The 13983-nt window shown below is 61.5% G+C and carries 6 protein-coding genes; 3 read left to right on the top strand and 3 right to left on the bottom strand.

What is annotated here, in order from left to right:
* Positions 1-61: 61 nt before the first annotated feature.
* Both ngg and ACW9JE_RS22100 read right to left on the bottom strand, forming a co-directional pair.
* Positions 62-1813 (bottom strand): N-acetylglutaminylglutamine synthetase, encoded by a 1752-nt coding sequence (gene ngg / locus ACW9JE_RS22105; RefSeq protein WP_457433942.1) that lies wholly within the window; start codon positions 1811-1813, stop codon positions 62-64.
* A 3-nt stretch (positions 1814-1816) separates the two neighbouring features.
* A complete protein-coding gene (locus tag ACW9JE_RS22100; RefSeq protein ID WP_457433941.1) occupies positions 1817-3589 on the bottom strand; it encodes an N-acetylglutaminylglutamine amidotransferase in 1773 nt (590 codons plus the stop codon).
* Positions 3590-3828: 239 nt separating this feature from the next.
* Here ACW9JE_RS22100 and ACW9JE_RS22095 point away from each other — a divergent pair, with 239 nt between their 5' ends.
* Positions 3829-8619, top strand: coding sequence for an NEL-type E3 ubiquitin ligase domain-containing protein (locus ACW9JE_RS22095; RefSeq protein WP_457433940.1), 4791 nt, complete (start codon positions 3829-3831; stop codon positions 8617-8619).
* Between the two features lie 155 nt (positions 8620-8774).
* On the opposite strand, the gene mnmC is transcribed toward ACW9JE_RS22095, so the two are convergent.
* A complete protein-coding gene (gene mnmC, locus ACW9JE_RS22090) occupies positions 8775-10757 on the bottom strand; it encodes a bifunctional tRNA (5-methylaminomethyl-2-thiouridine)(34)-methyltransferase MnmD/FAD-dependent 5-carboxymethylaminomethyl-2-thiouridine(34) oxidoreductase MnmC (protein WP_457433939.1) in 1983 nt (660 codons plus the stop codon).
* Between the two features lie 331 nt (positions 10758-11088).
* Here mnmC and pap point away from each other — a divergent pair, with 331 nt between their 5' ends.
* Both pap and ACW9JE_RS22080 read left to right on the top strand, forming a co-directional pair.
* Complete coding sequence (gene pap, locus ACW9JE_RS22085) at positions 11089-12612, top strand: polyphosphate:AMP phosphotransferase (RefSeq protein ID WP_457433938.1); 1524 nt, start codon at positions 11089-11091, stop codon at positions 12610-12612.
* A 102-nt stretch (positions 12613-12714) separates the two neighbouring features.
* On the top strand, positions 12715-13899 hold the full coding sequence (locus ACW9JE_RS22080) for a thiolase family protein (protein WP_457433937.1): 1185 nt from the start codon (positions 12715-12717) through the stop codon (positions 13897-13899).
* Positions 13900-13983 lie beyond the last annotated feature (84 nt).

Genomic DNA, 13983 nt, shown 5'->3' with positions numbered 1-13983 from the left:
TACAGAGGTCGCGTTTGTAGGAGCGAGGCTTGCCCGCGAAGGCGTCAGTCCAGACGCAGCATCATTTGCCAGCCGCCGGCTGACTGTAGGGAAACAACAAATCCACAAACCGCTCCGCTGTCGGTTGCGGCTCGTGATTGGCCAGCCCGGCGCGTTCGTTGGCTTCGATGAATACGTACTCCGGTCGATCCGCGGCAGACACCATCAGGTCGAGGCCGACCATAGGAATATCCAGCGCCCGCGCCGCCCGCACCGCTGCATCCACCAGGGTCGGGTGCAGAATCCCGGTGACGTCCTCCAGAATCCCGCCGGTATGCAAATTGGCCGTGCGCCGCACAAACAGGTGCTCGCCGGCCGGCAGAATGCTGTCGTAGTCGAAACCCGCGCCCTGCAAGGTGCGCTCGGTTTCGTGGTCCAGGGGGATTTTGCTTTCGCCACCGGTGGCAGCCTGGCGCCGCCGGCTCTGGGCTTCGATCAGCGCGCGGATCGAATGCTGACCGTCGCCGATCACCTCGGCAGGCCGACGAATCGCCGCAGCGACCACTTCGAAACCGATCACCAGAATCCGCAGGTCCAGGCCTTCGTGGAAGCTTTCCAGCAGCACACGGCTGTCGAATCGACGGGCCGCTTCGATGGCTTGTTGCACCTCTTCGATGCTCTGCAAATCCACCGCCACCCCCCGACCCTGCTCACCGTCCAACGGCTTGACCACCACCCGATGGTGCTCGTCGAGAAACGCCAGGTTGTCATCCGCGTTGCCCGCCAGTTGCTGCGCGGGCAGCTTCAGACCGGCGGCCTTTAGGGTTTTGTGGGTCAGGCTTTTGTCCTGGCAGAGGGTCATGCTGACGGCGCTGGTCAGATCGCTTAAAGATTCGCGACAGCGAACCCGACGCCCGCCATGGCTCAAGGTAAACATCCCTGCGTCGGCATCGTCGACCTGTACGTCAATGCCGCGACGCAAGGCTTCCTCGACAATGATTCGCGCATAGGGATTGAACTCAGCTTCAGGGCCGGGGCCGAGAAACAGCGGCTGGTTGATGCCGTTCTTGCGCTTGATGGCGAAGGTCGAGAGGTTGCGAAAACCGAGTTTGGCGTAGAGGTTTTTCGCCTGTCGGTTGTCGTGCAGCACCGACAGATCGAGATAGCTCAAGCCGCGGCTCATGAAATGTTCCACCAGATGCCGCACCAGTACCTCGCCGACACCGGGCCGCGAGCAATGCGGATCGACCGCCAGACACCACAGGCTGCTGCCGTTTTCCGGATCGTTGAAAGCCTTGCGATGATTCAGGCCCATGACACTGCCGATCACCGCGCCGCTGTCCTCGTCCTCGGCCAGCCAGTACACCGGCCCGCCCAGATGGCGTGGAGTCAGCAGGGTGGCATCGATGGGCAGCATGCCGCGAGCCTGATACAGCTGATTGATCGCCTGCCAGTCCGCCTCGCTTTGTGCGCGGCGGATACGAAAACCGCGAAACACCCGGGTGGCCTGACGGTAATCGCTGAACCACAGGCGCAGAGTGTCGGATGGATCAAGAAACAATTGGGCCGGTTCCAGCCCCAGCACCTGCTGGGGCGCGGCGACGTACAAGGCGATGTCGCGCTCGCCGGGCTGCTCGTTGAGCAATTCCCGGGCGAGGCACGCCGCATCGGAAAACGTATGGCCGATCAACAACCGGCCCCAGCCGCAGTGCACTGCGATCGGTTCTGCGCCCAACTGGCTGCCGTCTTCGGCCAGGCGCGCCTGCAAGCGCTCGTAGGAGGGCGTCTGACCGCGCAACAGGCGTTGGCTGATGGCCGTAGCGTGAGGTTTCATCGATCAGATTCCTTGTTCGCTGAGCCACAGGTTCAGTGCCGCCAGCTGCCACAGCTTGGAGCCGCGGAGGGGCGTCAACTGGCCTTGAGGATCGGTCAGCAGACGGTCGAGCATGGCCGGGTTGAACAGGCCACGATCCTGGCTCGGGTCGAGCAACAGTTCGCGCACCCAGTTCAGCGTGTCACCTTGCAAGTGCTTCAGGCCCGGCACCGGGAAGTAGCCTTTTTTGCGATCGATCACCTCACTCGGAATCACCATTCGCGCCGCTTCCTTGAGCACCTGTTTGCCGCCGTCCGGCAGCTTGAACTTGCCCGGCACTCGCGCCGACAACTCCACCAACCGGTAGTCGAGAAACGGTGTACGGGCCTCCAGGCCCCAGGCCATGGTCATGTTGTCGACGCGTTTGACCGGGTCGTCCACCAGCATCACCGTGCTGTCCAGGCGCAGGGCCTTGTCCACCGCGGCATCCGCGCCGGGCTGTGCGAAATGTTCCTTCACGAAGTCACCGGCGGCGTCATTCGCTGTCAGCCATTTCGGCTGCACGGTGGCGGCGTAGTCCTCGTAACTGCGGTCGAAGAAGGCTTCGCGATAGGCCGCATAAGGATCGCTGGCGCCGTCGACCTGCGGATACCAGTGGTAACCGGCAAACAGTTCGTCGGCGCCCTGGCCGCTCTGCACCACCTTGCAGTGCTTCGACACTTCACGGGACAGCAGGTAGAAGGCAATGCAGTCATGGCTGACCATCGGCTCGCTCATGGCCCTGAAGGCCGCGGGCAGTTGTTCGATGATCTCTTTTTCGTCGATGCGCAGTTGGTGGTGGCGGGTGCCGTAGTGCTGGGCGATCAGGTCCGAGTACTGGAACTCGTCGCCGCGCTCGCCACCAGCGTCCTGAAAACCGATGGAGAAGGTCGACAGGTTTTCCACGCCGACTTCACGCAACAGTCCGACCAGCATGCTCGAATCGACACCGCCGGACAGCAGCACACCGACATCCACCGCCGCACGCTGACGGATCGCCACCGCCTCGCGAGTGCTGTCGAGTACGCGGTCGCGCCAGTCTTCGAGGGTCAGGTTCATTTCGTCGGCATGGGGGCCGTAGGGCAGGGTCCACCAAATGTGCTGTTCGCTGCGGCCATCGGCATCGATGCGCATCCAGGTGGCCGGCGGCAGTTTTTCGATGCCCGCCAGCAGCGTGCGCGGCGCGGGGACCACGGCGTGGAAATTCAGGTAGTGGTTGAGCGCTACCGGATCGAGGATCGGGTTGATGTCGCCGCCTTTGAGCAGCGCCGGCAGCGAAGAGGCAAAGCGCAGGCGCTGGCCGGTGCGCGACAGGTAAAGCGGTTTGACGCCCAGACGGTCGCGGGCGATGAACAGGCTTTGCGTATCGCGTTGCCAGATGGCGAAGGCGAACATGCCGTTGAGTTTCGGCAGCAGTGCCTCGCCCCAGGCATGAAAACCCTTGAGCAGCACTTCGGTGTCACCACCGGAATGGAACGCGTAACCGAGGCTTTCCAGTTCGGCGCGCAGTTCCGGGTAGTTGTAGATCGCGCCGTTGAAAGCCAGGGACAGACCCAGTTGCTGGTCGATCATCGGCTGCGCCGAGTGCTCCGACAGGTCCATGATTTTCAGGCGTCTGTGGCCCAGGGCAATCGGCCCCTGACTGTGAAAGCCCCAGGCGTCGGGGCCGCGTGGTGCCAGGTGATGGGTGATTCGCTCAATGGCTGCAAGGTCTGCAGGTTGATTGTCAAAACGTAACTCGCCAGCTAATCCGCACATATATTCCTTACCGGTTTTTCCGTTGGGGAGGGTCAATCGATACCGCGCCAAAACGGCGGGTACTCAGAAACTGACCCGGCGGACTTCTCGTTAGTTTTAGATCAATGAGTTATAAGCGAATGTAAGCGGTCGTCGGGCAGGGCAGATGGCGGGGGGAATGGGTGGTAAGTAACGCTGCACTGCCGACAGGCGGCAGGACGTAGGCTTGAGCGCTTCCGAACGCAATAAGGACATTGCCCATGAAAGCGACAGCTACAACTCTGACCCCGGCGCAACGCCTGGCCGCATTGGTGGAACATACCGGTGACCTGGACAAGGCCGAGGTGCTGGAAAAATCCCTTCCGGACTGGCTGGCCAAGGCGGACCTCGGTGTGATCCGTGCCTTGAAGGCCGACCTTGCCCAATCCCATCTGACCTTCGCAAGAGCGTCTCAGGCGCTGGCAAGGCTCAAGCCGCTGGATGAGTTTTGCAAGGAAGAGCTGACCCGCACTCTCAAATCGAAGTGGAAGCGGGATGTCGACGTTGAGCGAGACACATTGCAGATCGTCGAGAAGGAGTTCACCGGCACCGGTCTTCTACCGCTCGGCTACGACGGAAAAATCACCACCACCTCCCACAGCCTGCTGCACGCGGCCATGGTCAATTTCACCGAGGCCAATGCGAAGCCCAATGGTTTTCTCGAAGAGTCCGCGATCAGGATCGACAACAAAGCTCAGACAGACCCCGAGATAAAACCCGCAAAATTCGCCGCGCTGTGTCGTGAGTTGGACCTGGGCGGCAGTTACCAGCGCCATATCAACGAAATCCTGGCGGTACCTGCAAAAAACGCGGTCATTACCGGCCCGGGTTCCGCTGACGTACGGCGGCTCAGATTGCTGGACATGCGGGTCGCCGCCCACATGGCCTTTTTGAAAAAGGACATCAGCGATGCGGCCTACAGGATGTTGCTCAAAGTCATCGAGCGGGATGTTCCGCTCGCCCAGGCCAAAGACATCCTTTACGACGGGGGACCGGTGCATTGGCAGGGTCTGGTCATTCATGACGCCAGCCTGTACGGCGTGCTGGTGTTCAGCAAGGCGTCCATCGACACCGAGCGCAATGCCAGGTGCGTGGTCTACATGCCCAACAATCCCCGCAGGCCGTTCTATGAATACACCTCGCTCGATGACCTGAAGACCTATCTGACGCTGCACCTGCAAAGCGAGGGTTTTCGCAAACACTTCGCCACGCAGTTTCTCGCCGGCCACGACAAAGTCAGCTTTTTCAGCCGCTTCGACAAGGACAAGGTGCTTGGCGTGCTGAGTGCGTTGCCAGCTGACAGTTGTCCGGGGGATATCCTGTTCAGCGACTTCGTCAACAAGGCGGAGGAGGACGCGCGCAACCTTGCGATTCCGACCGAGACCGTCGATGCGCAAGAGCGGGAAAAGACTCTCCAGGCCCTGTTGGAGGCCGGTCTTCTGTTGTTAAACGCGGCGTCATTTTTCGTACCCGTGCTGGGCCAGCTGATGCTGACCGTGGCCGTCGTCGAAATGGTCGGAGAAGTCTATGAGGGCGTGGAGGACTGGACTCACGGCGAGCACACCGAAGCGCTGTCCCATTTACTCAATGTTGTCGAAAGCCTGGCGCAGATGGCCGCATTCGCGGCGGCGGGCAAGGTTGTGGGCAGCGCCATCGGCAAGGACGTGAAGGAGCCAGCAGTCTTTTTCGATGATTTCGAAGCGGTGACCCGCGCCGATGGCAAGGCCATGCTCTGGAAGCCCGACCTCAAGGCCTATCGACAGCCTGTGGAACTGGAGCCTGACGTACAGCTGGTTCCCCAAGGTATCTATACCCAGGGCAGCACCCATTCGATCCGCATGGACGGAGCCACCTTTCGAGTCTCCCGCAAAACGCCGAAGGATCCGTGGCAGATCAATCATCCAACTCGCCCGCAAGCCTTTCAGCCCGCCATTGAGCAAACCCTCGAAGGCGGCTGGCGCCATGTGTTCGAACATGCCCACGAATGGCCCGACGGCGGATACGCATTGAAACGTACCAATCCTCACCTCGGCGAACTCGGTAGCGACCTTGCGGCAATGGCCGATATCACCGGGCTGACCCCCGGTCGATTGCACCAACTGCATGAAAGCCGATTGAGGCTGCCACGGCGCCTGCACGATTGCGCCGAGCGCTTCAGGCTGGACCGGAAAATCACCGGCCTGATCCAGGCCATGGAACGAGGCGAAACCGCCAACACCGGGTTCTTGCAGGAACAGCTGCATGCCTTGCCAACGCTGCCCGGCTGGCCGGCGAAACGCTTTATCGAAGTGCTCGATCAGAAAGGCGCCTCCATCGCGCGCTACCCCAAAACGTCCCCGGCGAACGACCTGGTCAACTCCGTTCACGTCTACCGGTCGCAACTGAACTCGGGTCAATTGCTCGATACGGTCATCAGCGGTCTGTACCCGAAAGAAGTCGAAGCCATGATCGGTACGTCGACCAGCGAAGCGAAACCGGCACTGCTGGCGAAAAGAATCGCCAGCCATCTCAAGGTCAACCGGCAGCCGCTGTTCGATCGTCTTTATGAGGGCTACGACGGCACGGCCAGCGGTGATGTTGCGGTGCTGTGCGAGCAGGTTCCCGGGCTGCCGACCCGTATCGCGCAGGAACTGCTGGAAGGTGTGAACGGCCGAGAACGGCATTTTCTCTTCGATCGCAAAATCCAGGGCTCGGATCTGGCCCGGGAGGTCGCGCAGGCGCAATTCGACCTGCGCCGGGATAGGGCGCTAGCAGGCTTGCATCGGCCGCACCTGGCCAATACCGACACCGAGACTCTGACGTTCGGGTTGATGGATCGGGTGCAGGGCTGGGATGACGGCTTGCGACTGGAGCTGCGGCAGGATTCCCGTACCGGGACTTTGCTGGGCGCTGTGGGGGAGGCGAATGCGACGTCGAGCGAGGTCATCGTCAAAGGGGACACGGGCTACCAGGTCACCCGGAGCAGTGGCAACGTCTCTTCAACGGTGACCAGCGACAATCTGCTCCAGGCAATACTCGACACCTTGCCCGCTGCCCGGCGTACCCGCATGGGGTTGACCGGCGACGACACGCTGGATGGCGCGACGCTACGCTATCGACTGGGCAAAGCCGGCACCGGGGATCCTGAGCGCAGCGCTCGGCTGCTGCGGGGTGAGCCCGATAAAACGGCCAAACATCTGTTGTCCTGCGTTCAGTCGGCTCCACCCGCGGCAAGCCGCCATTCCAGGAGCCTGTCTCGTAAAGTCCGAAAGCTCTATCCATTGTTTACCGACGTTCAGGTCTCGGCCTTTCTCGACAAGGCCGGCAGCACGCCGATGTTGCGCATGAATCGAATCCGCGAGCTCAAGCAGCAGCTCGATGTCTTCCACAAGACGCTGCACGCCTGGCGCGATGACGAAGTGCATATGGCCAAGGTGCCGGGACGGCTTAACGATATTCGGGTCAGTCGCCGTCAGGTGGCCAATGCCATCGAGAATTGCTGGCGCCGGGTTCCGCCGCCGCGCTGGCCGCTCAACCAGCCCCATACCACTCTCACGCTGGAACGAAATCCCGTGGGGTCGCTGCCGACACTCACCGAGCAGGATGTCGCCCATGTCCGCACCCTGTTGATCAAGGACATGGAGGCCGGGGATGAACTGGCCTACTTCCTCAAACCTTTCAAGGGCCTGACCCGCCTGGAGCTGGACGGCAACAGGCTCAGCCGCTTGCCGGAAGCGCTGTCGCACATGCCCGACCTGCAACACCTGAGCCTGAATGACAATCGGCTGGTGCTGACCGAGCACACCTTGCGCAAGCTGGCGGACATGCGTGGGCTGCGAACCCTGTCGCTGGCCGGCAATCGGCTGGGGGCCACGGTGGATGTCAGCAAGATGATCGATCTGCAAGGGCTGTTTCTCGGTTCGACCCATGCCACCGAATTGCCGGTGGGGCTCCAGCGCTTGCCGTATCTGGACATGGTGGATTTGCGCGGCAACGAGATCCGCACTTTGCCCGAATGGCTGTTCGATGCACCGCAGCGCCTGGCCCAAACGATCAATCTGCGGCACAACCCGCTGTCCAGCGCGAGCTCGACCAAGCTCAAAAGCTACCGCGACAGGACGGGTGACGGGATGGGATACCTGGAAAAAGACGTGGGGGTGATCAACGAGCAAATGGCCCGAGACCTGTGGATGCCGAAATCCACGGAACCGAATTTTGTCCGGCGCAACCACACCTGGCTGGCGCTGAAGAACCAACCGGCTTCCGATGGCTTTTTCCGCCTGCTCGCGGAGGCGGGAAGCACCGCCGACAGCCGTTATCTGCGCGAAGACATGACACGCCGGGTGTGGCGCGTGATCGAGGCGACCGAGAGGGGGGCGGCATTGCGCGATCAATTGTTGTCGATGGCAGTGAAGTCCAACTGCGCGGATTCGGCGGCCACCATCTTCAGCAATCTCGAAGTGGCGGTGGAAATCGACAAGGTGGTGCGGCACTCGGTCAATGCGCACGACCGCGCCGCGCGGCTGATCAAGCTGGGGCGGGCGCTGTTCAATCAGGACTACCTGGACATGATCGCCCGGGAGAAGGTCAGGGCCAACCCTGCACTCGATCCGGTCGAGGTGGTGCTGGCGTATCGCACGGGTCTTGCCGAACGACTCGATCTGATCGGGCAGCCCCATCACATGCGTTACGCCTCGCTCGCCGGTGTGAAGCCTGCGGATCTGGATGTGGCGTACGGCAGAGTGATCAACGCGCAACTTTCATCCGAACTGCAGACGTACCTGAACGGGCGCACGTTCTGGGTCGATTTTTTGCGCGAGCACCATGGCAAGCAGTTCACGGATCTCGCTGAGCCTTTTCATGAGCGCATGGAGACTGCGTTCGAGAGTCAGGGGAAGCTGGGTGACAAGTATCGGGAGAAGGTAGACGGAATCATGGAAGAGATGCGGACGGCGGAAAAAGGGCTGCTGGAGCGATTGACCCGGGCGGCCCTCAACGCAGATGAATCACACGTCTGCTTTGCTCTGGATTGACCGCTGAAACGCCGTCCCCTGTAGCAGCTGGCGCAGCCTGCGTCCGGCTGCGAAGCAGTCGTGAATCAGGCACTGCAGTCTGTCAGACAGACCCAGTACACAGGTTTTGCGACTGCTGCGCAGCCGAGCGCAGGCTTCGCCAGCTGCTACAGGTCTTACGCCTTGCCGCGGATCAGCCGCCGCAACGCAAAGCGATTCGGATGACAAGCCTCCGCCACTGCCCGAGGCAATGGCAACGGCTCGTCATCAACCCACGCGGCGAGCAATTCGCCGGACAGCGGCGCGGTGATCAACCCGCGGGAGCCGTGCCCGCTGTTGACGTACAAACCCTCAAGCCATGGGCAAGGAACATCCGGTACTTGCCGGGCATCCTTGCTCAGGGCGCTGTAGGCCTCGGTGAAGGCCTGCACATCAGCCAGCGGCCCGACAATCGGCAGATAGTCCGGGCTGGTGCAGCGAAACGCCGCGCGACCTTCGAGGCTTTCCGGTTGCAGGGTATCGGCATGCAGCCGGGCGACCAGGTCCGGGGAAATCTCTTCAAGCATCTGCAGATTGCCGGCGTGCTCGGCCGCCGTCGGCGTCAGGTCTTCGTTGTTGAAATCGAAGCTGGCGCCCAGGGTGTGCTCACCCAGGCGAGCCGGCGCGACATAACCTTCGGCGCACACCACCGTGCTCAACGACTGACTTTCAGCGGTTTGCGTCAGGCGAGTGATCTGCCCGCGAATACGCTTGAGCGGCAGCTCGGCGCTGTACGGGAAACGCTTGATCTCGGCAGCACCGGCCAGGACCACCACCGACGCCTCGGCCAGCAGGTGCTCACCGTCCCAGGCTTGCCACTGCCCTTCGGACCTGCGCAGTTCGAGCACATCGTGATGGGTGAGCGTGCGGATATCCGGCCGCGCCACCTGCCATTGGCACAACGCCGGTGGATGCACCCAGCCACCTTCGGGATAAAACAGACCGCCCGATTGCAGGCCGATCCCGGCTCGGGCTTCGGCCTGGGCCTGATCGAGAATGTGCAGCAAGTCTTCGGGAAAGGCCTCGGCCAATTGCTTCTGGCGCTCCGCTTCCTTGGCATTGAACGCCAGTTGCAGCACACCGCAATCAGCCCAGTCGACACCGCGCTGCAAGTGTTCGAGCAGGCGCCGGGTGTAACCGAAACCGCTGACGATCAATTGCGACAAGGCCGTGCCGTGGGCTGACAGCTTGAGATAAAGCACACCCTGAGGATTGCCCGACGCTTCCTGCGCCAGCCCATCATGACGTTCCAGCAGACTCACCTGCCAACCCCTCGCAGCGAGGCTGGCGGCGCTGGCGCAACCGGCCAGCCCTGCACCGATCACCAGCGCCCGACGTTCGCCGGTGTGTGGCGTGGGGCGGGCGAACCAGGGTTTGGCCGGGGCGGGCGCCGGTGTTTCTTCAGGCCAGCCAAGAAAGGCGCCGCGCAGGATTTCCCATTTATGGCCGATGCCCGGCGTGCGCTTCATCTTGAAGCCCGCCGCGTTCAGCAGGCGTCGCACCCAGCCGGTGCTGGTAAAGGTGCTGATGGTCGAACCGGGCGCGGCCAGTCGGGCGAGTTCGGCAAACAGCTCGGCGGTCCACATGTCGGGGTTTTTCGCCGGGGCGAAACCGTCGAGAAACCAGGCATCGATCTGCGCGTCCAGCTGCGGCAATTGCTCCAGTGCATCGCCGATTAGCAGGGTGAGGGTGACACGTCCGTTGTCCAGCACCAGGCGCTGGAAGCCTTGATGAATCGCCACGTATTGCGCCAGCAACTGATCGGCGAATACCTTGAGTTCCGGCCAGAGCGCCAGGGCGCGGCTGAGGTCGGTCGGGCTCAACGGGTATTTTTCGACGCTGACGAAATGCAGGCGTGCGCTCGCCGGGGCGTGTTGCTCGAACTCCTGCCAGGCGCAAAGAAAATTCAGCCCCGTGCCGAAACCTGTCTCGCCGATGACCAGCCGGCCACCTTCCGGCAGCGCAGCGAAGCGCTCGGCCAGACGGTTCTGCTCGATGAAGACGTAGCGGGTTTCTTCCAGCCCCGACTGATCGGAGAAATACACATCGTCGAACACTCGGGAATAGGGACGACCCTGGTCGTCCCAGTCGAGCTGGGCGTGGGGCATTAGAGGTTTCATGGCGGGCTCGGCAGGGGCAAGGGCGCCATTCTAGCTGGTCCAATGGCGAGGGGGTTCGCCCGACTGCCAACCAGTCAAGAGATTGAGCAAGCAGCCAGCACATTGTGGTGAGGGAATTTATCTGTGGTGAGGGGATTTATCCCCGTTGGACTGCGCAGCAGTCCCATCTTTTGGGGCCGCTTCGCAGCCCAACGGGGATAAATCCCCTCACCACAGGTTTGTTTGCAACTCAACTGACGGGCATCAGCGCAATCCTCTTCCCCACCGGAAAAACTCTGCAGCCCCGTAACTCAATCCGCTAGTCTTGCTCAGATCTGGAAGGGAGCCCCTCATGTTCGAATCCGCCGAAATCGATCACATCATCGACAAAGAAACCTACGAAGCCGAAGTGCCGGCCCTGCGCGAAGCCTTGCTCGAGGCGCAGTTCGAACTGCAGCAGCAAAAGCGTTTTCAGGTGATCATCCTGATCAATGGCATCGAGGGCGCCGGCAAGGGCGAGACGGTCAAACTGCTCAATGAGTGGATGGATCCGCGCCTGATCGAAGTCCGTACCTTCGATCAGCAGACCGATGAAGAACTGGCTCGCCCACCGGCCTGGCGCTATTGGCGGATGCTGCCGGCCACGGGGCGCATGGGGATTTTCTTCGGCAACTGGTACAGCCAGATGCTCCAGGCCCGGGTTCATGGCGCGCTCAAGGAGCCTCGATTCGATCAGGCCATCAACGGCGCCGAGCGCCTGGAAAAAATGCTCTGCGATGAAGGCGCAGTGATCTTCAAGTTCTGGTTCCACCTCTCCAAAAAGCAGATGAAGGCGCGGCTCAAGGCCCTGGCCGACGACCCGTTGCACAGCTGGCGCATCAGTCCGCTGGACTGGCAGCAATCGCAAACATACGACAAGTTCGTGAAGTACGGCGAACGCATTTTGCGCCGTACCAGCCGCGACTATGCGCCGTGGCATGTGATCGCCGGGCTGGACCCGAACTATCGCAGTCTGGTGGTGGGCAAGATTCTCCTCGAAGGTCTGCAAAGCGCCCTGAAACGCCCGCAAATCCATCCGGAAAAAGTCAGCGCCGCGCCAGTCTTTCCTAGTGTCGATCAAATCAATCTGCTGGACAGCCTCGACCTGACCCTGCGTCTGGACAAGGACGATTACGAGGAACAGTTGATCACCGAGCAGGCCCGGTTCTCCGGGCTGATGCGCGACAAACGCATGCGCCGTCACGCCCTGGTGGCGGTGTTCGAGGGCAACGATGCGGCGGGCAAGGGCGGGGCGATCCGTCGGGTGGCCGCGGCGCTGGACCCGCGTCAGTACAGCATCGTGCCGATTGCCGCACCGACCGAAGAGGAGCGGGCGCAGCCGTACCTGTGGCGCTTCTGGCGGCATATTCCGGCGCGGAGCAAGTTCACCGTGTTCGATCGGTCCTGGTACGGCCGGGTGCTGGTCGAGCGCATCGAAGGCTTTTGCAGCCCGGCAGACTGGTTGCGCGCCTACAGCGAAATAAACGACTTCGAAGAGCAGCTCGCCGACGCCGGCGTCATCGTAGTCAAGTTCTGGCTGTCCATCGACAAGCAGACACAACTGGAGCGCTTCCAGGCCCGGGAAAATATCCCCTTCAAACGCTTCAAGATCACCGAAGACGACTGGCGAAACCGCGACAAGTGGGATGACTATCGCGCTGCAGTCGGTGACATGGTCGATCGCACCAGCACCGAAGTGGCGCCATGGACGCTGATCGAAGCCAATGACAAGCGCTGGGCGCGGGTCAAGGTACTGCGCACGATCAATCACGCGCTGGAGCAGGCGTTTGAGCGCTCAGACCGTCATGCGCACAAGGACAAGAAAGACAAGAAGTGAGGCGATGGCTGCGCATACGCAAGGTGAATGATTGTCGCAGTCGGCAATTGGGTGGGCTTATGCTCGATCCACTCTCAACCGATAACAACAATGAGGTATGCCATGCGTGAAGTGGTGATCGTCGACAGCGTGCGGACCGGCCTGGCCAAGTCCTTTCGCGGCAAGTTCAACCAGACCCGCCCCGATGACATGGCGGCGCACTGCGTCAACGCCTTGCTGGCGCGCACCGGCATCGACCCGGCCAGTGTCGAGGACTGCATTGTCGGTGCCGCCTCCAATGAAGGCGCCCAGGGCTTCAATATCGGGCGCAATGTCGCGGTGCTGTCCAAACTCGGCACTGGCGTGGCCGGCATGACTCTCAATCGTTTCTGTTCCTCGGGCCTGCAAGCCATTGCCATCGCCGCCAACCAGATCGCCTCCGGTTGCAGCGACATCATTGTTGCGGGCGGCGTCGAATCGGTCAGCCTGACCATGAAAAGCGTCAACACCGACAACCTGATCAACCCGCTGCTCAAGGAACAGGTGCCGGGCATCTATTTCCCGATGGGCCAGACCGCAGAAGTCGTCGCCCGTCGCTACAACGTCAGCCGCGAAGAGCAGGACCTGTACGCATTGCAAAGCCAGCAGCGCACCGCCCTGGCCCAGGCCGCTGGCCTGTTCGACGATGAAATCGTGCCAATGGCGGTGAAGTATCGGGTGGAGGACAAGGCGACCGGCGAGGTGAAGATCCTCGACGGCGTGGTGGATCGCGATGACTGCAACCGTCCGGACACGACGCTGGAAAGCCTCGCAGGTTTGAAACCGGTGTTCGCTGAAGACGGTTCGGTCACGGCCGGCAACTCTTCGCAGTTGTCTGATGGTGCGTCCATGACCCTGGTGATGAGTCTGGAAAAAGCCCTGGCGCTGGGTTTGAAGCCCAAAGCGTTCTTCCGTGGATTCACTGTGGCCGGTTGTGAGCCGGATGAAATGGGCATCGGCCCGGTGTTCTCCGTGCCCAAACTGCTCAAGGCCAAGGGTTTGCAGATTGGTGATATCGATCTGTGGGAACTCAATGAGGCGTTTGCCTCGCAGTGCCTGTATGCGCGCAATCGACTGGAGATCGATAACGCCAAATACAACGTCAATGGTGGCTCGATTTCCATTGGTCATCCGTTCGGCATGACCGGATCGCGGCAGGTCGGGCATGTGGTTCGCGAGTTGCAGCGGCGCAATTTGCGCTACGGCATCGTGACCATGTGCGTGGGAGGCGGGATGGGGGCTACCGGGTTGTTTGAGGCGGTGCGTTGAATCTGAAGAATTGTGGTGATTTTTAGATAGCTTTCGCGGGCAAGCCTCGCTCCTACAGGTCACGCGAAACCCTATGGGAGCGAG

The sequence above is a fragment of the Pseudomonas sp. SDO55104_S430 genome (assembly GCF_054070595.1).
The sequence above is the reverse complement of the archived record's forward strand: the minus strand, read 5'-3'. Positions and strand labels throughout refer to the sequence as shown.